Origin of the sequence: Pseudoxanthomonas sp. z9 (assembly GCF_006542425.1) — a bacterium.
GTDB lineage: Bacteria > Pseudomonadota > Gammaproteobacteria > Xanthomonadales > Xanthomonadaceae > Pseudoxanthomonas_A.
In genome coordinates, this window is sequence record NZ_VFID01000016.1 from 12654 (window position 1) to 33337 (window position 20684).

Below are 20684 nucleotides of genomic sequence, written 5' to 3' on the forward strand. Positions count from 1 at the left end.
GAATACGGGGAGCCGGATATTCAGTTCCGGCTTCACCCGCCCGAACGGTGAATGACCACGGCGCGCGCGGCCTGTCCGATCCGTCTTGCCCGCCGCGTGAGGGAAACCAACGGCGCGGAGAGGGGGCTTTGCGGCGGTGAACCCCTTATGTCGGAAGTCGATTGCATGCTGTTGTCAGACACCCAGATCCATACCCACCTGTGCCGGCTGGAAGCCACCGATGCGCGCGCCATCGGCCAGCTGGAAGCGTTGACCGTCTGGATGGCGGCGCTGGTGCAGACCCATCCGGACGGCGAGCGCTTGCGCGCGGTCGCGCAGAAGCTGGCCGCGCGCGGTTCGCTGCGGGCCGTTGCCGGCTACCAGGAGGAAGCGGCGGCCTATGACGCCACGTTCTGCCAGTTGATGGCATTGAGCGACGGGACCCGTCCGGCGATTCCCGTGCCTGCTACGCCGCCGCCACGCGTTTGATGCGGGACTGGGATAGAGTCCGCCCTCCCGTCCCGTCTCTTTCGCCCATGTCCGAAGTTTCGCTGGTCCCGATGAGCGAGCGTGCGTTCCGCACGTTCCTGCATGTCGCAGTGGAAAATTACGCCGCGGAGAATGTCTCTGCCGGACGCTGGCCCGCCGAAGGTGCGCGTGAGCGTTCGCAGGAAGCCTTCGCGCAATTGCTGCCGCAGGGAGCGGCCACGCCGGATCACTGTCTGTTCGAGATCGTTGCCGGCGAGGAAGGCACGGTGGGATCGCTGTGGTACGGCGTATACACCGAAGGCGAGCAGCGCCAGGTGCATGTCTATGACGTGCTTGTGCATCCGGCGCATCGCCGTCGTGGCTATGCGGTTGCCGCATTCGCGGCGATGGAGGCGCAGGTGCGTGCGCAGGGGATCGATCGGATTGGCTTGCATGTGTTTGCGCACAACGCGGGTGCGCAGGCGCTGTATGCGCGGCTGGGGTATTTGACGGTGAGTCATAACCTCGTCAAGCAGCTTTAGGGGTTGCTTCCCGCTGACTTTGAGCAGCTTCCCTCGTTGGCAGGAGGGACGTGGGTGTTGGAAAGCAGAAGCAAATCCCCCTCGGTCCCCCTTCTTCGAAGGGGGAGGAAAGGCGGCGACCGGTGCGCTTGAAAAGCCCCCTTTGAAAAAGGGGGCGGGCACCCGCGAAGCGGGTGACGGGGGATTTGCTTTTGGCGCGGAGAGAAATCTGAGAGATGAAGGCATACGAACTTGCCCCCATCCGCCCTTCGGGCACCTTCCCCCGCGAGCGGGGGAAGGGGGCGTTGCAGCGTGCGAGTACTCCCAAAAAAAGCCCCGCATCGCGGGGCTTTTTTTCTTACATCACGTTCGGCTCGCTGAAGGCTTCCGGTTCGCCGGCGAAGGCTTCCACCGGGATGCAGCTGCAGAACACGTTCTTGTCGCCGTGCACGTTGTCCACGCGTGCGACCGGCGGCCAGTACTTCTGCAGCTTCAGGCTGGGCAGCGGGAACGCGGCCAGTTCACGCGGATAAGCGTGGGTCCATTCGCTGGCGCTGACCTGGGTAGCGGTGTGCGGGGCGTGCTTGAGCGGGTTGTCCTCGCGATCCAGGCGGCCGTCCTCGACCGCGCGGATTTCCTCGCGGATCTGGATCATCGCGTCGATGAAGCGATCCAGTTCGTGCTGCGATTCGCTCTCGGTCGGCTCGACCATCAGCGTGCCGGCCACCGGGAAGCTCAGGGTGGGGGCGTGGAAGCCGAAGTCGATCAGGCGCTTGGCCACGTCCTCGGCGCTGATGCCGGTGGCGTCCTTGAGCGGGCGCAGATCCAGGATGCACTCGTGCGCGACCAGGCCGTTGCGGCCGGTGTACAGGGTCTCGTAGTGCGGGGCCAGGCGCTTGGCGACATAGTTGGCGTTGAGCAGCGCCACCTGGGTGGCCTTGCGCAGGCCGGCCGAGCCCATCAGGGTGATGTACATCCAGCTGATCGGCAGGATGCTGGCGCTGCCGAAGCTGGCCGCCGATACCATGCCCACGTCGCCTTCGCCGCCCAGCGTGCGCGGCAGGAACGGCGCCAGGTGCGACTTGACCGCGCACGGGCCCACGCCCGGGCCGCCGCCGCCGTGCGGAATGCAGAACGTCTTGTGCAGGTTGAGGTGGGAGACATCCGAACCCCACTTGCCCGGCTTGGCCACGCCGACCAGCGCGTTCATGTTGGCGCCGTCGGTGTACACCTGGCCGCCGTGCTGGTGGATGATGTTGCAGATCTCCACCACGTCCTCTTCGAACACGCCGTGGGTTGAGGGGTAGGTCATCATGATCGCGGCCAGGCGATCGCTGTACTTCTCGGCGGCGCGGCGGATGTCCTCGACATCAACGTTGCCGTTGCTGTCGCACTTGGTGACCACCACCTGCATGCCGCACATCTGCGCGCTGGCCGGGTTGGTGCCGTGCGCGGATTCGGGAATCAGGCAGATGTCGCGCCTGGCCTCGCCGCGCGAGCGGTGATAGGCGCGGATGGCCAGCAGGCCGGCGTATTCGCCCTGCGCGCCGGAGTTGGGCTGCAGGCTGACCGAGTCATAGCCGGTGCATTCGACCAGCATGGCTTCCAGGCCGTCGATCAGTTCCTTGTAGCCCTGCGCCTGATCGGCCGGGGCCAGCGGATGCAGGTTGCCGAACTCCGGCCAGGTCACCGGGATCATCTCGGCGGTGGCGTTGAGCTTCATGGTGCAGCTGCCCAGCGGGATCATGGTGCGATCCATCGCCAGATCCTTGTCGGCCAGCGCACGCATGTAGCGCAGCAGTTCGTGCTCGCTGTGGTGGGTGTTGAACACCGGGTGGGTCAGGAACGGGCTGGTGCGGCGCAGGGCTTCCGGGATCAGCGAGGGGGCGCTGGCGTCCAGCGCGTCGATGCCCGGCAGGGTGGCGCCCGGGTTGGCGAACACGCCCCACAGCGCTTCCACGTCGGCGCGGGTGGTGGTTTCGTCCAGCGAGATGCACAGCGTGCCGTTGCCGCGCACGCGCAGGTTGATGCGGGCCTGCCTGGCGCGGGCCAGGATCGCCTCGGCGGCGTCGCCGGCGTCGATGCACAGGGTGTCGAACGCGCTGGCGTGCATCGTGGCGTGGCCGAGCGTGCGCAGGCCTTCGGCCAGGATGGCGGTCAGGCGGGCGACGCGGCTGGCGATGCGGGTCAGGCCTTCCGGACCGTGGTAGACCGCGTACATCGAGGCCATCACCGCCAGCAGCACCTGCGCGGTGCAGATGTTGGAGGTGGCCTTCTCGCGGCGGATGTGCTGCTCGCGGGTCTGCAGGGTCAGGCGGTAGGCGGGATTGCCGTCGGCATCCACCGACACGCCAATCAGGCGGCCCGGCATGGAGCGCTTGTAGGCGTCGCGGCAGGCCATGAAGGCCGCGTGCGGGCCACCGAAGCCGAACGGTACGCCGAAGCGCTGGGTGTTGCCGACCACGATGTCGGCGCCCATCTCGCCCGGGGTCTTGAGCAGGGTCAGCGCCAGCAGATCGGTGGCCATGACGAACAGCGCCTGGTGGCCGTGGATGATCTCCGCGTCGCGGCCCCATTCCTCCAGCCAGCCGCTGGACGCGGGGTACTGCACCAGCACGCCGAAGTAGTCGCCGGCGGCGAGCTTTTCATGGAAGGCTTCGGTCGAACGGACGATGTCCACGGTCAGGCCCAGCGGTTCGGCGCGGGTCTGCAGGACTTCAATGGTCTGCGGATGGGTGTCGCCGGCGACCAGGAACACGTTGGACTTGGATTTGGCCGAACGCTTGGCCAGGGTCATCGCCTCGGCGGCGGCGGTGGCTTCGTCCAGCAGCGAGGCGCTGGCGATTTCCATGCCGGTCAGGTCGGTGATCATGGTCTGGAAGTTGATCAGCGCTTCCATGCGGCCCTGCGAGATTTCCGCCTGGTACGGGGTGTAGGCGGTGTACCAGGCCGGGTTCTCCAGGATGTTGCGCAGGATCACCTTGGGGGTGTGGGTGCCGTAGTAGCCCTGGCCGATGAAGCTCTTGAACACCTGGTTCCGGTCGGCGACGGCGCGGATCTTGGCCAGCGCCTCTTCCTCGGTCATTGCTTCGGGCAGGGCCAGCGGGGCGGCGGACTTGATGTTGGCCGGCACGATGGCGTCGGTCATCGCCTCCAGCGAGTCGTGGCCGACCACGCGCAGCATGTGCGCGATTTCGGCGTCGTTGGGACCGATGTGGCGGGCGATGAAAGCGTCGTGGTGCTCGAGATCGCGAAGCGAGGACGGAGTCTGGGACATGGGCAGGGGCATCCGGAAAAGGCATGAAGCCGGGCGTGCGAAGTGCGCACGTGGGTGCCCCTCTGTCCTTTTGCCTGAGAGTTTGGAAGCGCCGCGGACGAGGTCGCGGTGGTGCTTCGTGCCCCTTCGGCGCCGGCGCGTGGCCGATCTCTCCAGAGTGTTTGCAGCGGCGGTGGTATCGGGCCTGAGCGATTACGGGCGTTTGCGCCTTCGGCAGCGGGTTTCCCCGCTTCTCCCACCTGGGTGTTGCGGCGCGGATTATAGCCTGCGGCCGCCCGCACCGTCCCGGTTGGCCTTACCATGTCCGGCCCCCCGCGCCGGCCATCCCTGTTCATGAATGCGCCCCCTTTCCGACTCCTGCGCCTGGACCACATCGTCCTGCGCGTCCGCGACCTGGCGGCCATGCGCGCCTTTTATTGCGGGGTGCTGGGCTGTGCGGTGGAGCGGGACCGGCCGGAGCTGGGCCTGCTGCAACTGCGGGCCGGCGAGTCGCTGATCGACCTGGTCCCGGTGGACGGCAAGCTGGGCCGGCTGGGCGGGGCCGCGCCGGGGCCCGAAGGCCACAACGTCGACCACCTGTGCCTGCGGGTGGAACCGTTCGACCGCGAGGCGCTGGCGGCGTACCTGGAAGCGGCCGGGGCGACCCTGGCCGAATTCGGTGAGCGCTACGGCGCCGACGGCATGGGGCCGTCCCAGTACCTGCGGGACCCGGAAGGCAACACGGTCGAGTTGAAAGGCCCGCCGACCTCGCCGCCGGTGAATGCCGTTGCCAGCCCGGCGACCGGGAGCGCCGCATGACCGGCGTCCGCAAGCTGCCGTCCAACCGCCGCCTGGCCCTGTTGCTGGGCGGGCTGGCGATGTTCGGCCCCTTCTCGATCGACACCATCTTCCCCGCGTTCAACGCAATGGGCGCGCAGCTGGGCGCGGACAAGCTGGCGATGCAGCAGGTCATCAGCGTCTACCTGCTGACCTACGCGCTGATGAGCCTGGTGCATGGCCCGCTATCGGATGCGTTCGGCCGGCGCAAGGTGATCCTGGGCGGGCTGTTCCTGTTCCTGCTGGCGTCGATTGGCTGCGCGCTGTCGCGCGACATGACCACGCTGCTGCTGTTCCGCGCGCTGCAGGGTTTCTCGGCCGGCGTGGGCTTCATCGTGGGCCGCGCGGTGATCCGCGACGTGCTGCACGGCGACGACGCGCAGCGGCTGATGAGCCAGGTGTCGATGATCTTCGGCATCGCCCCGGCGATCGCGCCGATCATCGGCGGCTGGATCCTGGGCTGGAGCGCGTGGCCGGTGATCTTCTGGTTCCTGGCCGGATTCTCGCTGCTGCTGTTGCTGACCGTCGGCCTGTGGCTGCCGGAAACCCATCCGCCGGAAGTGCGGGTGAGGGTCTCGCCCAAGCACCTGTTGCGTGACTACTTCGCCATCGCCTTGAACCCGCGCTTCCAGCGGCTGGCGCTGGCCGGCTCCTTGAGCTTCGGCGGCATCTTCCTGTACATCGCCTCGGCGCCGATTTTCGTGATGGACCGGCTGGGCTTGAACGAGCAGCAGTTTGCCTGGTTGTTCCTGCCCACCATCGGCGGCATGACCCTGGGTGCGTTCGTGTCCGGCCGCGCCGCCGGCCGCATCAGCGGCACCCAACTGACCCGCATCGGCTTTGCCTGCATGGGCGTGTCGACGCTCGCCAACCTTACCTACAACGCGTGGGTGGGCGATGCCATCACCATCCCGTGGGCGGTGCTGCCGATGTGCCTGTCGGCGTTCGGCGTGGCGCTGATCTTCCCCATCCTCACCCTGGCCATCCTCGACATGTATCCGCGCCAGCGCGGCGCGGCCTCGTCGCTGCAGGCTTTCAGCAACCTGTTCATCAACACGATCATCGCCGGCGTGGTTTCGGCGCTGTTGAGCAGGCACGGGTTGTGGCTGGCGCTGGGCGCGGGCGTGCTGACCCTGGGCGGCTGGGCGATGTGGCGCTGGGAGGCGCAGGTGAGCCGGCGCGCCGAAGCCTGCCCGAAGGAACCCGCCGCGCTGGAACCCACCGATCAAATCTGAGCTTCAACCAAGGAACCCCCGATGTCCACGAATTCAAAGGCCCGCCGCGACGCCAAGAAGCGCAAGGTGATCAAGGCGCGCAACCTGGCCCGCGCCAATGCCCCGGCGATCGAACCACACGCCGAGCTGCGCAATCCGCAGGGTGACCTGCTGGCCGGCATCGTGCGCCAGGCCGGCGTGTGGGTGCTGGGCATGGATGGTCGCATCGCCGGCAGTTCCGACAGCGCCGCCGAAGTGCTGGCGATGATCAAGCGCGCCGCCGCCCTGCACGAGGCCAACGGCCAGCCGGTGCGGCTGGTCTACTCGGATGAACTGCGCGACACCGCCGTCATCGAAGCCGCCGCCCAGGGCATGAGCCTGGAGGACTTCGAGAAGAAGCTGGAAGCCGAGATGAGTGCCGGCGCCGAAGACGCCGATTCCGAACCGGACGCCGCCCCCACCCAGCATTGAATAGCGTCCTTGTAGGAGCGACGTCAGTCGCGACCGGGATGATCCGGATGCTTTCATCGCGACTGATGTCGCTCCCACAAGAAGCGTGGTGCAGCTAAGGTCGCCATCAGCAACAGCGCCGGCATGCCAATCCAGCGGGCTTCCGACCACAATACCTCCACGCCGCGCGCGCTGAAGAACCGGTGCGCGAACGGCGATACCTCGATGACCTGCCACGGCGCGAAGAAACGCTGCTCCGACCACGGCCACAACAGCGCCACGCCCAGGCCGCCGTTGGTCAGCATGTCCAGCAGTGGATGCGAGAGCCCCGAGCAGGCGACGAACAGGAACGCCGTCCAAGCCCGCGCACGCAACGGACTACGACACAGCGCTGCCAACACACCGAGTAGTAGTGCGAACACCACGGAATGGCTGGCGCCGCGATGCCCCAGCGCATCGGCGTAGGCGATGCCGAACTTGAATGCCACCACGTCCGCATCCGGCAGCATCGCAGCCGCTGCGCCTGCCATCAGCAGGCGTGGAGGAATCCGACGGCTTCCCAGCCCGAGACCGATGGCGATGGGAACCAGGGCGTGCGCGAAGACGGTGGGCATCTGGAACTCCGGCATGGACGAGAGGTGCCCACCATCGCCGTTGCATTTGAAGTGACGGTGAAGCCCGGGCCGTAGAGCGGAGCTTGCCCCGCTGACGACATCCCATGCATCCATCAACTCACGCCAGGCGCTCGCCTGCGCCGAACCCGGATGTGGAATTGGAGCGAAGTGAGGTCCCCAAGGAAACGCCGGGGCGGAGCAAAATTCCGCCATGGCAGCCGGAGTGCCGAGCCGAGCAGGTTTCCCTCTACGGAGTCCGGTGGCGATAGATGGGGCGGCGCTTGAACACGGGGCGGGCCTTGATCTGGGTGGCGGCACGGGTGGGCATCGCGCGGGCGGATGCGGCGTTGGCCTGGCCGGGGATCAACGGCTGAGCGCCGTGCATGCGGATGGGCGTGGTCGGCGCCAACCATTGCCGGATATGCGGATAGGCCACATCGAAGCGCGAGTACCAGTCGCGATTTCCGGAGTTGTTGATCGCGCCGCTGTTGCTGCAGGCGGCATCGCCGCCATACAGGCCACCGCGCAGGCGGTAGCCCTCCGGATGCAGGGTGAACAGGCCGGAGCCGCTGCTGCCGCCCTCGGTGCTGCCGCTCAGCCAGGCGACGCCGTTGTGGGTGGCGTTACTGCTGGCCGGGATCTGCTGACCCGAGGAAACCTTCTTGGCGTCGCCCGATGGATGATGGATGCCGAGGATGGCACTGGAAGCGGGGAGCGCGGCGGCGTCCCAGCCGCTGAATTCAGCACCGGCGGGCGCGGGTTCGGCCAGCAGCAACAGCAGGGCATCGGTGTCGCTGCTCGAATATAGATACGTGGCGCCGCGGGTCAGTTGGGTGACCGTTTGCGACACCCCGCTGTTGCAGCTGGTGGCCTCGTAGCGCCAGAACGTATTGAGCGTGGAGGCGGTGCTTTGATCGCTTATGCAGTGATGTGCGGAGTAGAAGTAGGGCGCCTGAGTGCCGGTGACGGTATCGTTGAGCAGCGTACCGGTGCAGATGAAAGCGCCTGTCTGGCCGTTCTCGCTCTTGATGAACACCATGTGCGCGACCGCGTTTTTCGCCTTGACGAAGCGTTCGCCCAGTTCATTGACGCGGCATGCCGTATCGACGTTGCAACTGGCGGACTCGCCGATTTTCTCCAGAATCTTGAAGTCGCTGCGGCTGTTGGTCAGCAGGTGCGTCAGTTGCGGGGCACCGACGCGCGCCATCGATGCATTGACGTGGGCGGGACGGTAAATTTCGATCAGCTGGGTCTGGCCGTCGGTGCTGGGCGTCCAGTACAGGCCTTGCGCATCCAACTGGCGCTGCGCTTCGCCTGCGGTCACCACGGCGATGACCCGATACGGATTGTCCGAACCGGCGAAGCGCAGTTCCACATCGGGATGCAGCGAGGCGACCTGCAGGCCGGTGCGCACCGCCAGCGCGTCCGGAGACGTGATTTCGATTCGTGCCGATGCGCCGTGCGCCAGTGCGCGCCAGCTCAGCGCGGGCTGGGCGAGGAGGGTCGTGCCTTCGGAATCCAGCCGACGGCCAACGCCGATCTGCACGGCCTTCATCTGCCGCAGCGCATTGCGGTTCTGCACGTCGAAGAGGCGCTGCACCGGCATCTCGCGATAACGCAGGCGCGCACTTTGCAGCGCATTGAAATCTGGCGTGCGCCAATGCGTTGCCGGCGGCGCCGGCGTGCGGCTGGTTTCGCCGGGCACACTCTGGGCCCAGCCGGCTGGCATGGCGATGGCGCACGCCAATGCCAGCATTCCCAGGCCGAGATATATCCGCTTGCCCATCTTGCTTCCCCTGATTCGTCCATGGTCCGGGAATGGTATCAACGATAAGGACGAGCCTGATGTGCATGCGCGTAACATTGAAAAGGCCGGCTTTCGCCGGCCTTTTCGTAACCCTTCGCGTGAATCTCAGCCCTGCTTTCTGGCCGGTTCCGCCTTCGCCGGCGCGGCAGGCGCCGCGGCGGTGGTGGCGGGCGGCGTGGGTTGCCAGCCGCAGGTCTGGCCTTCGTTCTGCTGCTTCAGCCATTCCTGCAGCGGCGCGAAGTATTCCAGCACCGCGCTGGCGTCCATCTTCTCGGTGCCGCTCAGTTCCTTGAGCGTGGCCTGCCACGGCTGGCTGGCGCCCTTCTCCAGCATCGCCCAGAAGCGCTGGCCGGCGACCTTGTTGCCGTAGAAGCTGCAGTTGTACAGCGGGCCCTTGTAGCCGGCGGCGTCGCACAGGCCCTTGTAGAACTGGAACTGCAGGATGTGCGAGAGGAAGTAGCGCGTGTACGGCGTGTTGCCCGGCACGTGGTACTTGGCGCCCGGATCGAAGAAGTCCTCGCCGCGCGCGCTCACCGACGCCACGCCCTGGTAGCGGGCCTTCAGATCCCACCACGCCTTGTTGTAGTCGGTTGGCTTGATCGAGCCGTCGAACACGCCCCAGCGCCAGCGATCGATCATCAGGCCGAACGGCATGAACGACACCTTCGCCAGCGCCATGCGCATCTGCGCGTTGATCAGCGCATCGTGGCTCTGCTGCTGGTCGCCGACCAGCCCGATGGACTTGAGGTAGTCCGGGGTCATGGCCAGCACGATGGTGTCGCCGATGGCTTCGTGGAAGCCGTCATGCGCGCCGTTCTGGAACAGCGGCGCCAGCTTGTTGTAGGCCAGGTAGTAATAGACGTGGCCCAGTTCGTGGTAGATGGTGGTGAAGTCTTCCTCGTTGGGCTTGATGCACATCTTGGTGCGCACGTCCGGACCGCCGCCCGGCTCGCCGCCCATGTTCATGTCCCAGGCGCTGGCGTGGCAGACCACGTCGCGGTCCAGCGGTTTGATGAACTGGGTCCTGGACCAGTAGCTCTCCGGCAGCTTGGGCATGCCCAGCGAGACGTAGAAATCCTGCGCGCGCTCGGTCATCTGCTTGGCCACCGCCAACTGCGCGGCGCGTTCGGCCTGGAACTGCTGCTCGGTGGTCGGCGCCGGGCCGGCCTTGCCGAGTTCCTTGACGAAATCCGCCTGGTACTGGGCCTTCAGCGCTTCGCTGATGTCCAGGCTGCCGGCGTTCTTGTACGGCTGCAGGATGTCCCACAGGTTGCCCCAGTCCTGCTGCCACATGTTGCCGGTCAGATGCGCCGGCAGCATGCCGTTGACCTGGCCCTTCTCCACGCCGTAGGTGGCCTGCAGCTTGGTGCGGGTGTAGCAATGCAACTGCTCGTACAGCGGCTTGACCTGGCCCCACAGGCGATCGGTCTCGGCGGCGATTTCCGCCGGAGTCATGTCGTAGCCGCTGCGCCACATCTCGCCGGCGTCGGCGTAGCCCAGTTCCTTGGCGCCTTCGTTGACCAGTTCGGCGAAGCGCGTGTAGTCCTTGCGCATCGGCTGGGCAATGGTGTGCCAACCCTGCCAGGCGTCCAACTGCGCGTCGTAGTCACGGCTGCTGCGCAGCACGTCTTCCAACTGGCCCAGATCGCGGCACTTCTTCGCATCGCCTTCGCCGGTGCAGTACTTGCCGGCGCCGTACATGCCGCCCATCTTGGACGCCAGCTTGGTGATTTCCTCCAGCTTGGCCGGGTCCTTCGGCGCGGGCATGGCGGTGGAGAGCTTGAGCAACTGGATGGCGCGCGCGGTTTCCGGCGACATCTGCTGGCCTTCGAACTTCTTGGCCTGCTCGATCCACACGTTCAGCTGCGACAGGTAGCGCTCGTTGTACTTGGCTTCCAGCAACTGGCTGTCGTCGTTGATGTAGGTGTTGGACAACCACTGCGACGCGGTGATCTCCGGATACATCTTGCGCAGTTCCTGGTTCACCCGGGCGATGAACTGATCCGCGGTCTCGCCCTGGGGGGCGGCGGCCGGCGCGGCGGCGTCCTTGGGTTCGTCCTTCTTGCAGGCGGACAGGACCAGCACGCTGGCGCCGACGGCGAGTGCGAGCAGGAGGTGGCGTTGCTTCACGGGAAGTCCTTCGAGGGTGCGGCAGGCGCAGGAACCCGGAAGGCTAGTGCGGCGGCGGTGCGTCCGCAAGGGCGGCGCGGATGCGCTGGCGCAGCCGCCCGGCCCGGCGCCGGATCTTGCGGTGCATCAAGCGTCGCGACCAGCGCGAGAACGGCAGGATTTCCTTGCCGCTCAGGGTGGACTTGGCATCCACGCAGACCAGCCGGGGCTGCGCGGCGGATCCGGCGACGACGAAATTGCCGGCGTTCAGATCGAACAGCGGCACGTCGTGGGCCAGCAGTTCACGTTCCATCGCGTCGACCGCCGCGCACAGCGACTCGGGCGACGATCGGGTGCCTTCGAACAGGTGCGCGTACAGGCTGCGCGCGATCGCGCCATCGGCATCGCGCACCAGCACGCAACGCAGGGCCGGGCCCCATCTGGTGGCGACTATGCCGGTGCAGGGCGCCAGCCAGCCGTCGAGCGCGGGCCCGATGCGTGCGCGCAGGCGCTGCCAGGCGCGCCATTCGGTGGCGTTTTCGCCCGCTGCCAGCGAACGCCGCAGGCGCGCGCGCAGGCCCACCGCGGGGCGTTCATCCGGATGCAGTTCGAACTTGAGGCAATGCCCGGCATCGTCCGGAGCGAGCGCGCACAGGCGATTCGCGCCGCGTGCCAGTACCGTCAGGCCGTCCCAGTGCGCGCCCAGCGGTGGGTAGGGCGCGTGCGGCTTGGCGGACATGTCGTCAGGCCGCGTGCCGCTGGCCGAAGCGCGGTGCCAGCAGGTCGCGTTCGCCCAACCACTGGCGCGCGTCCTCGGCGTCGCCCTCGAACCAGTCGCGGGTGGTGCCCAACCGGAACGAATAGCCCCAGGCATCCATGTCCGCCATCAGGCGTTCGCGACCGACGCCGGGAATGCCGTCGGCCAGCAGGATCTGCAGGTAGCAGGTGGCGTCTTCCTCGATGTCCGAATCGGTGGCGTCGGTATGCACCGACGCGCGCCGTTCCGGGGGCAGCACGATCAGGTGGCAGGCCTCGTGCAGCATCGAATGCAGCGGCGTATCGCCGCGGACGTAGACGTTGTCGGCAATCACACCGGCCTCCGGCTCGCCCCAGAAACTGCCGGGAATCTTCTCGCCGTCGGCGACCCGATGCAGGTGCAGATCGTAGCGGGCGAGCAGATCCGCCAGATCCGCGAACACGCGATCACGCACGCGCAGGACTTCGGGTTCGGCGGAGGGCGGGGCGGGTGTGTTCATGGCTTTTTCTTGCGTAGCTGCTTGATGTAATCCAGTTCGTCCAAGGCGACCTGGTTCTTGGGCTCTATTTTCAGCGAATCGCGGAAGTGGCGTTCGGCTTCATCCAGCCGGTCCAGTTCGATCAGGGCATAGCCGGCGCCACGCAGCGCGCGCGCGCGTTCGGTGTCCCGCAGCGATTCGGGGGCAAGCGCGACATGTTCCAGTGCCGCCTGGTTGCTGGCCAGCATCTTGTCCCACTCGCGGCTGGCACGGTACAGGTAGCCGCGCTCGGTCAGGAACTGTGGGTTGGCCGGGGCGAGTTCGAGCGCCCGATCCAGCGCCACGGCGGCCTCGTCGAAGCGGTTGAGTTCGATCAGCGCGTACGCTTTGCCGTAATAGCCATAGGCCCAGGCTGGCCCCAGTACCCTGGCATTGCCGCCCCCCTTGCCCTCGGTGTGATCGGCGGCCACGCCCAGCAGGTACAGCAGCGCTTCCGCGGGGTCGCGGGAGCAGAAGTAGATCGTGCCGTCGTCGGCGTAGCGGGCTTCATGCGCCTGGATGACGGGCTCGAAAGCTTCCCGGATGGCAGCCTCGGGCTGACGCTTCTTCAGCAACTCGTCGCCGATGACGATGAGGCGGTCCTGCTGCGCCTGCCAAGGGTCGGCCTTGGTTTCGGTCGGGGCATCCGCCGTCGGGGAATCCGCTGGCGGTGTGGGGGACGCAACCGGGGTTTGTGCCATCGCAGTCGCCGCTGACAGGGCGATGACCGGAATCAGGGCATACCAGCAACGGCGAAACGATGTGGCATCCATGTCGGAATCCCGGCGGGTGTAGGTTTGCCGACTATGGCATGAGCCGGCCCGCTGAGGGCCGGCTCGGGACGGACCTTCCGGTCAGCCCTGGCCTTCCGGCAGGGCGACCGAGATGTCGAGTACGTCGTGTTCGCCGTCCTTGATCAGATCGACCTTGACCGCCTCGGCATCCACGTTGACGTACTTCTTGATGACTTCCAGCAGCTCGCGGCGCAGCAGCGGCAGGTAGTCGGGACCGCCGCGCGAGGAACGTTCCTGCGCGATGATGATCTGCAGGCGGTTCTTGGCGGTTTCGGCGGTGTTCTTCTTGGTACGCAGGAAATCGAACAGACCCATGCCTTAACCTCCGAACAGCTTGCTGAAGAAGCCCTTCTTCTCCAGGGTGGTGAAACGCAGCGGACGCTCCTCGCCCAGCAGGCGGGCGACGGTGTCGTCGTAGGCCTGGCCGGCCGGGGATTCCAGATCCAGGATCACCGGTTCGCCCTTGTTGGACGCATTGAGCACGTCGCCGGACTCGGGGATCACGCCCAGGGTCTTCAGGCCCAGCACTTCCTCCACGTCCTTGATGCTCAGCATCTCGCCGCCCTCGACGCGCGCGGGGCTGTAGCGGGTCAGCAGCAGGTTGGCCTTCAGCGGCTCGCCGTTCTCGGCGCGGCGGGTCTTGGAATCCAGCAGGCCGAGGATGCGGTCGGAGTCGCGCACGGAGGACACTTCCGGGTTGACCACGACGATCGCCTGGTCGGCGAAATACATCGCCAGGAACGCGCCCTTCTCGATGCCGGCCGGCGAATCGCAGACCACGTAGTCGAAACCGTCGTCGCCCAGATCCTTCAGCACCTTCTCCACGCCTTCCTTGGTCAGCGCGTCCTTGTCGCGCGTCTGCGAGGCAGCCAGGACGTACAGCGTCTCGAAACGCTTGTCCTTGATCAGCGCCTGCTTCAGCGTGGCCTCGCCCTGGGTGACATTGACGAAGTCGTACACCACGCGGCGTTCGCAGCCCATGATCAGGTCGAGGTTGCGCAGGCCGACGTCGAAGTCGATGACCGCGACCTTCTTGCCGCGACGGGCAAGGCCGCAGGCGATGCTGGCGCTGGTGGTGGTCTTGCCGACGCCGCCCTTGCCGGACGTGACTACGATGATTTCAGCCAATGGTGTTCTCCTTGGTCGTTCTTCTAGTGAGGTAGGGCCGCGTCAGTCCTGGGCGGCGATCTTGAGTTGGTCCTGGTCCAGCCAGATCTGCACGGACTTGCCGCGCAATTCCTGGGGTACTTCCTCCATCACCTTGTAGTGGCCGGCGATGGCGACCAGTTCGGCGTGGAATTCGCGGCAGAAAATCCGCGCGTCGGTGTTGCCCTGCGCACCGGCGAGGGCACGGCCGCGCAGCGCGCCATAGATGTGGATGGAGCCGTCGGCGATGACTTCGGCGCCGGCGCCGACCGTGCTGAGCACGGTCAGGTCGCGGTTTTCCGCGTACAGCTGCTGGCCCGAGCGCACCGGGGTCTTCTGCATCAGGCCGGGCTTGCCGGCGTTGGCGGCCGCCTTGGCCGCCGCGGCGGGCTTGGCGGGTGCGGGAGCCGGCTCCGGCGCGGGCGCCGGGCGGGCGGGCGCGGGTGGCGCCGCGTCGACCCGTTCGTACTGGGCGCGGAACTTGGCCAGCAGCGGCAGGCCGAGCTGTTCGGCCAGTTGCTCGATTTCGCGGGTGCCATAGGCCAGCGCCACCGGGATGACCCCGGCGCCGCGCAGACCGTCGATCAGCGCGCGCGCGCTGTCCACGTCCGGGGTGCGGATCAGGCCGCCGAAATCGACGATGACCGCGGCGCGGCCGAACAGCTTGGGCGCACGCTCGACCCGCTCGCGCATCTCGCGCACGAGCTGTTCGACATCCAGGGTGCGGACCCGCAGGTTGGCGATGCCGACCTGGCCGATCTTCAGTTCGCCGGCCTGTTCGTAGTCAAGGTTCGCTGAGGTCACGCTCATGTCCCGGTCGGCCGTTCGGTGCGCGAAGCGGCCAGCGCGCGGGTACGGGCCCAGGGCAGGTCGGGCAGGGCGTCGCCGTAGGTTTCCTGCACCCACGGATAGCTGCACAGTTCCTTCATCAGCATGCTGGCGCGCACGTCGACATCGGCCATCGTGTTCTGGCCGACCTCGCGGAAGCCGAAGCTGCCATGGAACAGCAGCGCCGGATCGGCGCCGTGATCGAGGAATACCTCGCAGGCCAGCTGCGGGTAGCGCAGTTCGGCATAGCTCTGCACGTCCGCGTAGAAGGCGCGGCCGACGCCACCGCCGCGACGACGGCTGGCGACCACGATGCGGTCGATGTAGAAGAACTGCGGATAGCGTTCGCGGAACCAGGCGAAATTGCTGCTGTCATGATCGGCATCGGAGCCGAAGCCCACCAGGAAGCCGGCCAGGTTGCCGTCGCGTTCGGCGACGCGGAAGTATTCGGCCTGCTCGTAGAAGCGGTGAAGCTTGGCCGAATCCAGCGGCAGGATCGCCAGTCCGGCATTGTTGTTGAGGGCTAGAACGGAATCCAGCTCGTGCTCGCGCACGTCGCGGATGACAATCGACATTACTCGGCTCCGGGGCGGGAGGTCTTGCAAAAGGCTTTCGTTCGGGCGGCCGCAGCGCGGCGGCCGACGGCGGATTATCGCATTTGTGGCGGGAGGGTGGCAGCTTCCGGGTAAGCGGTCCGTGAACCGGCCGGGACGGCCCCCGATGCCCATTGCATGACTTTCGTTGGGCGGCCGGCGCCGCTGATTGCCCCTAAACTGCGTCCATGTTGGGACGACTCAGCCACACCCGCCTGCTGCGCGCCACCGGCCTGTACACCTGGGCCCTGGTCGGCATTCCGATCGTCCTGAACGTGTGGTTCCTGCCGCCGTCCAGCGGCGCGGACGGCAAGGGCGTGGACATCCCGCTGACCGCGCTGGCCTATTTCACCTTCGGCGCCTGCTACTGGTTCGCCACCCGCTCGCTGGGCGCCCGCGGGGGACGGGTGTCCCAGGCCTGGAACATCCCGCTGGCGCTGGTGCTGACCCTGGCCGCGGTGGCGGTGGGCGTGTACAGCCGGACCGGCCTGAGCGCCATGCTGATGGTGATCGTGGCGGGGGTGCTGCCCTGGCTGCTGAACCTGCGGGTGGCCATCGCCTGGTTGCTGCTGGGGCATGCGCCGCTGGTGTGGTCGTTCATGGCCCTGGAGGACTTCAACTTCTGGGAGGCCCTGTTCCAGTCGGCCTTCTACGTGGGATTTGCGGCCTTCGTGCTGATCACCGCCTACGTGGCCCGCCAGCAGGCCGAGGCGCGCGAGGAGCAGCGCCGCCTGAACGCGGAACTGCGCGCCACCCGGGTGCTGCTGGCCGAGAGCGCGCGGGTCAACGAGCGCACCCGCATCTCCCGCGAGCTGCACGACCTGCTGGGCCACCACCTGACCGCGCTCAGCCTGAACCTGGAAGTGGCCGGGCACATCACCGAGGGCCGCGCCCAGGAGCATGTGCGCCAGGCCCACACCCTGGCCCGGCTGCTGCTGACCGACGTGCGCGAGGCGGTCAGCCAGCTGCGCGACAGCGGCGCCATCGACCTGGGCGCGGCCCTGCTGCCGCTGGCCGAGAAGGTGCCCGCGCTGGCCATCCACATGGACATCGAGGAACCGCTGACCCTGGACGATCCCCAGCGCGCCCACGTTTTGCTGCGCTGCACCCAGGAAATCATCACCAACGCGGTCCGCCACGCCGGCGCCCGCAACCTGTGGGTGCATTGCCGGCGCGAGGCCGGCAGCATTCTCATCGACGCCCGCGACGACGGGGCCGGCGCCGACGCCGTGATCTCCGGCAATGGCCTGCGTGGCATGGCCGAGCGCCTGGCCCAGTACGGCGGCGCACTGGACATCGAAACCCAGCCCGGCAAGGGCTTCTGCCTGCACATCCGGCTCCCCGCGGCCGAGAGCACCGGCGTGCTCCCGCTGCGCGCCGAACCCGAAACCGAACCGCTGTCCGAGACAGCCCCTGGAGGTAGCCTGTGATCCGTGTTTGCCTGGTCGATGACCAAACCCTGGTGCGCCAGGGCATCCGCTCGCTGCTGGCGCTGGACGACGGCATCGAGGTCGTCGCCGAAGCCGCGGACGGCAAGCAGGCGGTGGAGATGATTCCCCAGATCAAGCCGGACGTGGTCCTGATGGACATGCGCATGCCGGTGATGTCCGGCCTGGAGGCCCTGCAGGCGCTGGCCCGCGCCGGCCAACTGCCGCCGGCGATCATCCTGACCACCTTCGACGACGACCAGCTGGTGCTGGCCGGACTGAAGGCCGGCGCCAAGGGCTACCTGCTCAAGGACGTGTCGCTGGAGCAACTGGTCGGCGCGATCCGCACCGTGGCCGATGGCGGATCCCTGGTGCAGCCGGCGGTGACCCAGCGCCTGCTGTCCGGGCTGGAGCACATGCGCAACGATTTCGTCAGCCTGGATCGCCCGGACCCGCTGACCGATCGCGAGACCGAGATCCTGCGGCTGATGGCCAGCGGCTTTTCCAACAAGGAGATCGCCAATTCGCTGGGCGTGGCCGAGGGCACCATCAAGAACCATGTCTCCAACATCCTCTCCAAGCTCGGCGTGCGCGACCGCACCCGCGCGGTCCTGAAGGCGTTCGAGCTGCAACTGGTCTGAGCGGGGCGACGACCGGCGGCGGTCCGGTCCGGTCGCGATTGGTCTGCCTATGAGGCGCCGGCATCCCGGCGCCGCCAACGGGACCGTTGCGGTCCCGAAAAGGGCGTGAAGGGCGCGTGTTTCCGGGCGTTCGGAACAAGGGCGCGATCCGTGGCCGGAATGGGCTGCGCGGAACCCGCCAAGCCTGATAGGATGCGCGGTGCACATTTTCAATGGCCGAGGCACCGGCCCCCGGAGACTCCCTGAATGACCCGTTTGATCGAGTTCCTGATTGCATTGGCGCTGGTCCTGGCGCTGTTTTTGGTGATCGGCCTGGTGTTGCCTTCCAAGCGCCAGCTTGAGGAAAGCGCCGAGACCAACCGCCGCATGACCATCGTGTTCGACACGCTGAACAACGTGCGCCGTCTGAAGGACTGGAACCCGCTGCTGCCGCACGCCGCCAACGAACTTTCCTATTCCGGTGGCGACGAAGGCCATGCCGGCGTCGGCGCCCGCGTCGACTACGATTCCAAGGGCCAGTGGGGCAAGGGCAGCTGGGAAATCACCGCCAGCGAGCGCCCGGCGCCGAACGGCGGCACCGGCAAGATCGTCTATGCGATCACCGACCAGAAGCTGGGTACGGACAAGGTCACCGCGTTCAACCTGGAACCGACCGGCAAGAACAACCGCAACGTCAAGATCACCCAGACCTATGAAGTCAGCTATGGCTGGAACCTGATCGGCCGCTACGCCGGCATGTACGTCAGCCGCCATGTCGGCGACGCGGTCAAGGCCGGCCTGTCCAAGCTGACCAACATGCTGGCCACCGTGCCGAATTTCGACTACCGCACCGAAGGCAGCAAGCTGACCGGTCTGAAGATCGTCGAGCTGCCCGCCGAGGACCTGCTGGTCGTCAACGCCGGCAACATCGACCGCAGCAACGACCCCATCAAGGCTTCGATCAAGTCCAACCAGGAGTGGATCAAGCGGGTGATGGACGCCAATGGCCTGGAAGCCGCCGGCCCGGTCCGCATCATCACCACCGATTTCGGCGCCGAGAAGTACGCGTTCGACGTGGCCGTGCCGGTCCGCAAGGCGGGCACTGGTCCGAAGACCCCGAGCGCCGACGCCAAGGACAAGGACGGCAACCCGATCCCGGTGCCGGTGCCGGCCACCTCCACCCCGGTCGCCTCGACCGGCGACCTGAAGGTGACCATCCCGTCCGGCGCCCCGGTTGAGCACGTCGTCACCAAGGCCCACCGTTCCGCGTTCGCCAACTACACCGGCTTCATGGCCGAGCTGGACGCCAACCGCAGCGCGCTGCGCGCCTGGGCCGTCACCAACGGCTACGAAGTGGTCGACCGTCCGTACGAGTCCTGGAAGAGCGGCGTGGACAACTCGTTCACCGAAAATGGCCAGTTCGACATCTACTGGGCCATCAAGTAATCCGCTTCGGGATCTTTGCCTTGTTCGTGCAAGGTCCCATGCGTGAACCCGACAACGCGCCGCTCATTGCGGCGCGTTGTTTTTTTGTGCGGCCGTTTTTCCTGCGCGGAAGGATGGCTGTCGGCACCCGCAGGACGCCACCCTGATGCACTACGACCGCCGCCAACGCAAACCCTCCGTCTTCGCCCTGTGCGGCGGCCTGCTGGCCGGTGCCTCGGTCGGCCTATCGGCCTACGCCGCCCATGCGATCAGCGAAGCGGTGGCGCAGTCGCGGCTGGAGACCGCGGCGCTGTTCGCGTTCGGCCATGGCATCGCCCTGGCCGCGCTGGCGCCCGGAACGACCCGCTGGATGGGCAAGGCCGGCCTGTTCCTGTTGCTGGCCGGCACGCTGCTGTTTTCCGGCAGCCTGATCGCGGCGGTGTTCGCCGGCCTGTCCACCCAACTCGCGCCGGCCGGTGGCATGGCGCTGATGGCGGGCTGGCTGCTGTGGGCCATCGACGCGGTGCGCAGGTAAATCCATGCCCCGCTATTCGCGCGGATTCGATACCGAGGCGGCCTTCGATCACCTGGGCCGCCGCGACCGCAAGCTGGGCACCTGGATGAAGCGGATCGGCTACATCGAGCCGCAGCCGACCTGGCGCAAGCCGTTCGATCCGGTCGACGCGCTGGCCCGCGCCATCCTGTACCAGCAACTCAGCGGCAAGGCGGCGGCGACGATCGTCGGCCGGGTGGAAACCGCCATTGGCAGCACCCGCCTGCATTTCGACACCCTGGGAAAGATTGATGACGCCGCGCTGCGCGCCTGCGGCGTGTCGGGCAACAAGACCCTGGCCTTGCGCGACCTGGCCGCACGCGAGGCGCGCGGGGAGATTCCGGATCTGCGGCGGATGTCGACGATGAGCGAGGACGCCATCGTGGAAGCGCTGGTACCGATCCGCGGCATCGGTCGCTGGACGGTGGAAATGATGCTGATGTTCCGGCTCGGGCGGCCTGACGTGCTGCCGGTGGACGATCTGGGCATACGCAAGGGCGCGCAGTTCGTCGACAAACTGGACACCGCGCCGACCCCGAAGGAACTGGTGGCCCGGGGCGAACGCTGGGGCCCGTACCGCACCTACGCCGCCCAGTACCTGTGGCGCATCGCCGACTTCGGCACCGAGGCCAAGGCGCCCACCAGGCGTTCCCAGGATTGAGCAAGCGGACAAGGCGGACAACGGCTGCGATGTAGAGCGAAGCCCGCTCCGCCGAACCCCCGGCGCCCGATCCGTGAGCGCCGCGGCGGAACAGGCTCCGCTCTACAT

At 67.1% G+C, this 20684-nt stretch carries 21 protein-coding genes and 1 riboswitch; of the genes, 10 read left to right on the plus strand and 11 right to left on the minus strand.

The window, feature by feature from the left end; translation table 11 throughout:
• Positions 1 to 165 precede the first annotated feature (165 nt).
• Together FG323_RS18010 and FG323_RS18015 are read left to right on the plus strand one after the other, a co-directional pair.
• Entirely contained in the window at positions 166 to 468 is a 303-nt protein-coding gene (locus tag FG323_RS18010) for a hypothetical protein (RefSeq protein WP_141456106.1), read from the plus strand.
• 71 nt (positions 469 to 539) lie between these two features.
• Positions 540 to 989, plus strand: coding sequence for a GNAT family N-acetyltransferase (locus tag FG323_RS18015; protein ID WP_181444289.1), 450 nt, complete (start codon positions 540 to 542; stop codon positions 987 to 989).
• Positions 990 to 1326: 337 nt separating this feature from the next.
• On the opposite strand, the gene gcvP is transcribed toward FG323_RS18015, so the two are convergent.
• Positions 1327 to 4257, minus strand: coding sequence for an aminomethyl-transferring glycine dehydrogenase (gene gcvP, locus FG323_RS18020; RefSeq protein ID WP_141456108.1), 2931 nt, complete (start codon positions 4255 to 4257; stop codon positions 1327 to 1329).
• 40 nt (positions 4258 to 4297) lie between these two features.
• Positions 4298 to 4411: riboswitch (glycine riboswitch) on the minus strand.
• 167 nt (positions 4412 to 4578) lie between these two features.
• On the opposite strand from gcvP, the gene FG323_RS18025 reads away from it, so the two are divergent.
• The 3 genes from FG323_RS18025 to FG323_RS18035 are packed head-to-tail and all read left to right on the plus strand — an operon-like array spanning position 4579 to position 6746.
• Complete coding sequence (locus FG323_RS18025) at positions 4579 to 5043, plus strand: VOC family protein (RefSeq protein ID WP_141456109.1); 465 nt, start codon at positions 4579 to 4581, stop codon at positions 5041 to 5043.
• Positions 5040 to 6296: a multidrug effflux MFS transporter gene (locus FG323_RS18030; protein ID WP_141456110.1), complete on the plus strand. Its 1257-nt coding sequence runs from the start codon at positions 5040 to 5042 to the stop codon at positions 6294 to 6296. Before FG323_RS18025 ends, FG323_RS18030 begins: the two co-directional genes overlap by 4 nt.
• A 21-nt stretch (positions 6297 to 6317) precedes the next feature.
• Positions 6318 to 6746 carry a hypothetical protein gene (locus FG323_RS18035; RefSeq protein WP_141456111.1) on the plus strand — a complete coding sequence of 143 codons (429 nt, stop codon included), beginning with the start codon at positions 6318 to 6320 and terminating at the stop codon, positions 6744 to 6746.
• A gap of 53 nt (positions 6747 to 6799) precedes the next feature.
• On the opposite strand, the gene FG323_RS18040 is transcribed toward FG323_RS18035, so the two are convergent.
• From FG323_RS18040 to FG323_RS18085, 10 genes are all read right to left on the minus strand, one after another.
• Positions 6800 to 7339, minus strand: a complete 540-nt coding sequence (locus tag FG323_RS18040; protein WP_141456112.1) for a metal-dependent hydrolase — start codon at positions 7337 to 7339, stop codon at positions 6800 to 6802.
• Positions 7340 to 7586: 247 nt separating this feature from the next.
• Entirely contained in the window at positions 7587 to 9125 is a 1539-nt protein-coding gene (locus FG323_RS18045; protein WP_141456113.1) for a hypothetical protein, read from the minus strand.
• 126 nt (positions 9126 to 9251) lie between these two features.
• Positions 9252 to 11276, minus strand: a complete 2025-nt coding sequence (locus FG323_RS18050; RefSeq protein WP_141456114.1) for a M2 family metallopeptidase — start codon at positions 11274 to 11276, stop codon at positions 9252 to 9254.
• A 43-nt stretch (positions 11277 to 11319) separates the two neighbouring features.
• The gene (locus tag FG323_RS18055; RefSeq protein WP_181444290.1) at positions 11320 to 11994 is read right to left on the minus strand and encodes a YrbL family protein; all 675 of its coding nucleotides are present in this window, start codon (positions 11992 to 11994) and stop codon (positions 11320 to 11322) included.
• Between the two features lie 4 nt (positions 11995 to 11998).
• Positions 11999 to 12511: a hypothetical protein gene (locus tag FG323_RS18060; RefSeq protein ID WP_141456116.1), complete on the minus strand. Its 513-nt coding sequence runs from the start codon at positions 12509 to 12511 to the stop codon at positions 11999 to 12001.
• Entirely contained in the window at positions 12508 to 13302 is a 795-nt protein-coding gene (locus FG323_RS18065; protein WP_141456117.1) for a tetratricopeptide repeat protein, read from the minus strand. The genes FG323_RS18060 and FG323_RS18065 overlap by 4 nt, the downstream gene beginning before the upstream one ends.
• An 81-nt stretch (positions 13303 to 13383) precedes the next feature.
• Positions 13384 to 13638, minus strand: coding sequence for a cell division topological specificity factor MinE (gene minE, locus FG323_RS18070; RefSeq protein ID WP_141456118.1), 255 nt, complete (start codon positions 13636 to 13638; stop codon positions 13384 to 13386).
• Positions 13639 to 13641: 3 nt separating this feature from the next.
• The gene (gene minD, locus FG323_RS18075) at positions 13642 to 14451 is read right to left on the minus strand and encodes a septum site-determining protein MinD (RefSeq protein ID WP_141456119.1); all 810 of its coding nucleotides are present in this window, start codon (positions 14449 to 14451) and stop codon (positions 13642 to 13644) included.
• 42 nt (positions 14452 to 14493) lie between these two features.
• Positions 14494 to 15273 carry a septum site-determining protein MinC gene (gene minC / locus FG323_RS18080; RefSeq protein WP_141456402.1) on the minus strand — a complete coding sequence of 260 codons (780 nt, stop codon included), beginning with the start codon at positions 15271 to 15273 and terminating at the stop codon, positions 14494 to 14496.
• Positions 15274 to 15275: 2 nt separating this feature from the next.
• Positions 15276 to 15872: a GNAT family N-acetyltransferase gene (locus FG323_RS18085; protein WP_141456120.1), complete on the minus strand. Its 597-nt coding sequence runs from the start codon at positions 15870 to 15872 to the stop codon at positions 15276 to 15278.
• A gap of 206 nt (positions 15873 to 16078) precedes the next feature.
• On the opposite strand from FG323_RS18085, the gene FG323_RS18090 reads away from it, so the two are divergent.
• The 5 genes from FG323_RS18090 (at position 16079) to FG323_RS18110 (ending at position 20576) form a co-directional block, all read left to right on the plus strand.
• Entirely contained in the window at positions 16079 to 17320 is a 1242-nt protein-coding gene (locus tag FG323_RS18090) for a sensor histidine kinase (protein ID WP_141456121.1), read from the plus strand.
• On the plus strand, positions 17317 to 17958 hold the full coding sequence (locus FG323_RS18095; RefSeq protein WP_141456122.1) for a response regulator transcription factor: 642 nt from the start codon (positions 17317 to 17319) through the stop codon (positions 17956 to 17958). Before FG323_RS18090 ends, FG323_RS18095 begins: the two co-directional genes overlap by 4 nt.
• 246 nt (positions 17959 to 18204) lie before the next feature.
• Positions 18205 to 19383 (plus strand): polyketide cyclase, encoded by a 1179-nt coding sequence (locus tag FG323_RS18100; RefSeq protein ID WP_141456123.1) that lies wholly within the window; start codon positions 18205 to 18207, stop codon positions 19381 to 19383.
• Between the two features lie 145 nt (positions 19384 to 19528).
• Positions 19529 to 19897 (plus strand): DUF423 domain-containing protein, encoded by a 369-nt coding sequence (locus tag FG323_RS18105; RefSeq protein WP_181444291.1) that lies wholly within the window; start codon positions 19529 to 19531, stop codon positions 19895 to 19897.
• Between the two features lie 4 nt (positions 19898 to 19901).
• Entirely contained in the window at positions 19902 to 20576 is a 675-nt protein-coding gene (locus tag FG323_RS18110; RefSeq protein WP_141456124.1) for a DNA-3-methyladenine glycosylase, read from the plus strand.
• The last annotated feature ends 108 nt before the right edge of the window (positions 20577 to 20684 follow it).

What these genes read in the sequence shown, in the direction of transcription:
- FG323_RS18105 (WP_181444291.1), top strand. Translation starts at nt 19,529, where the DNA reads ATGCACTACGACCGCCGCCAACGCAAACCCTCCGTCTTCGCCCTGTGC.
- FG323_RS18085 (WP_141456120.1), bottom strand. Translation starts at nt 15,872, where the DNA reads ATGTCGATTGTCATCCGCGACGTGCGCGAGCACGAGCTGGATTCCGTT.
- FG323_RS18010 (WP_141456106.1), top strand. Translation starts at nt 166, where the DNA reads ATGCTGTTGTCAGACACCCAGATCCATACCCACCTGTGCCGGCTGGAA.
- FG323_RS18055 (WP_181444290.1), bottom strand. Translation starts at nt 11,994, where the DNA reads ATGTCCGCCAAGCCGCACGCGCCCTACCCACCGCTGGGCGCGCACTGG.
- FG323_RS18100 (WP_141456123.1), top strand. Translation starts at nt 18,205, where the DNA reads ATGACCCGTTTGATCGAGTTCCTGATTGCATTGGCGCTGGTCCTGGCG.
- FG323_RS18090 (WP_141456121.1), top strand. Translation starts at nt 16,079, where the DNA reads ATGTTGGGACGACTCAGCCACACCCGCCTGCTGCGCGCCACCGGCCTG.
- minE (WP_141456118.1), bottom strand. Translation starts at nt 13,638, where the DNA reads ATGGGTCTGTTCGATTTCCTGCGTACCAAGAAGAACACCGCCGAAACC.
- FG323_RS18060 (WP_141456116.1), bottom strand. Translation starts at nt 12,511, where the DNA reads ATGAACACACCCGCCCCGCCCTCCGCCGAACCCGAAGTCCTGCGCGTG.
- FG323_RS18065 (WP_141456117.1), bottom strand. Translation starts at nt 13,302, where the DNA reads ATGGATGCCACATCGTTTCGCCGTTGCTGGTATGCCCTGATTCCGGTC.
- FG323_RS18110 (WP_141456124.1), top strand. Translation starts at nt 19,902, where the DNA reads ATGCCCCGCTATTCGCGCGGATTCGATACCGAGGCGGCCTTCGATCAC.
- FG323_RS18040 (WP_141456112.1), bottom strand. Translation starts at nt 7,339, where the DNA reads ATGCCCACCGTCTTCGCGCACGCCCTGGTTCCCATCGCCATCGGTCTC.
- FG323_RS18045 (WP_141456113.1), bottom strand. Translation starts at nt 9,125, where the DNA reads ATGGGCAAGCGGATATATCTCGGCCTGGGAATGCTGGCATTGGCGTGC.
- gcvP (WP_141456108.1), bottom strand. Translation starts at nt 4,257, where the DNA reads ATGCCCCTGCCCATGTCCCAGACTCCGTCCTCGCTTCGCGATCTCGAG.
- FG323_RS18025 (WP_141456109.1), top strand. Translation starts at nt 4,579, where the DNA reads ATGAATGCGCCCCCTTTCCGACTCCTGCGCCTGGACCACATCGTCCTG.
- FG323_RS18030 (WP_141456110.1), top strand. Translation starts at nt 5,040, where the DNA reads ATGACCGGCGTCCGCAAGCTGCCGTCCAACCGCCGCCTGGCCCTGTTG.
- FG323_RS18015 (WP_181444289.1), top strand. Translation starts at nt 540, where the DNA reads ATGAGCGAGCGTGCGTTCCGCACGTTCCTGCATGTCGCAGTGGAAAAT.
- FG323_RS18035 (WP_141456111.1), top strand. Translation starts at nt 6,318, where the DNA reads ATGTCCACGAATTCAAAGGCCCGCCGCGACGCCAAGAAGCGCAAGGTG.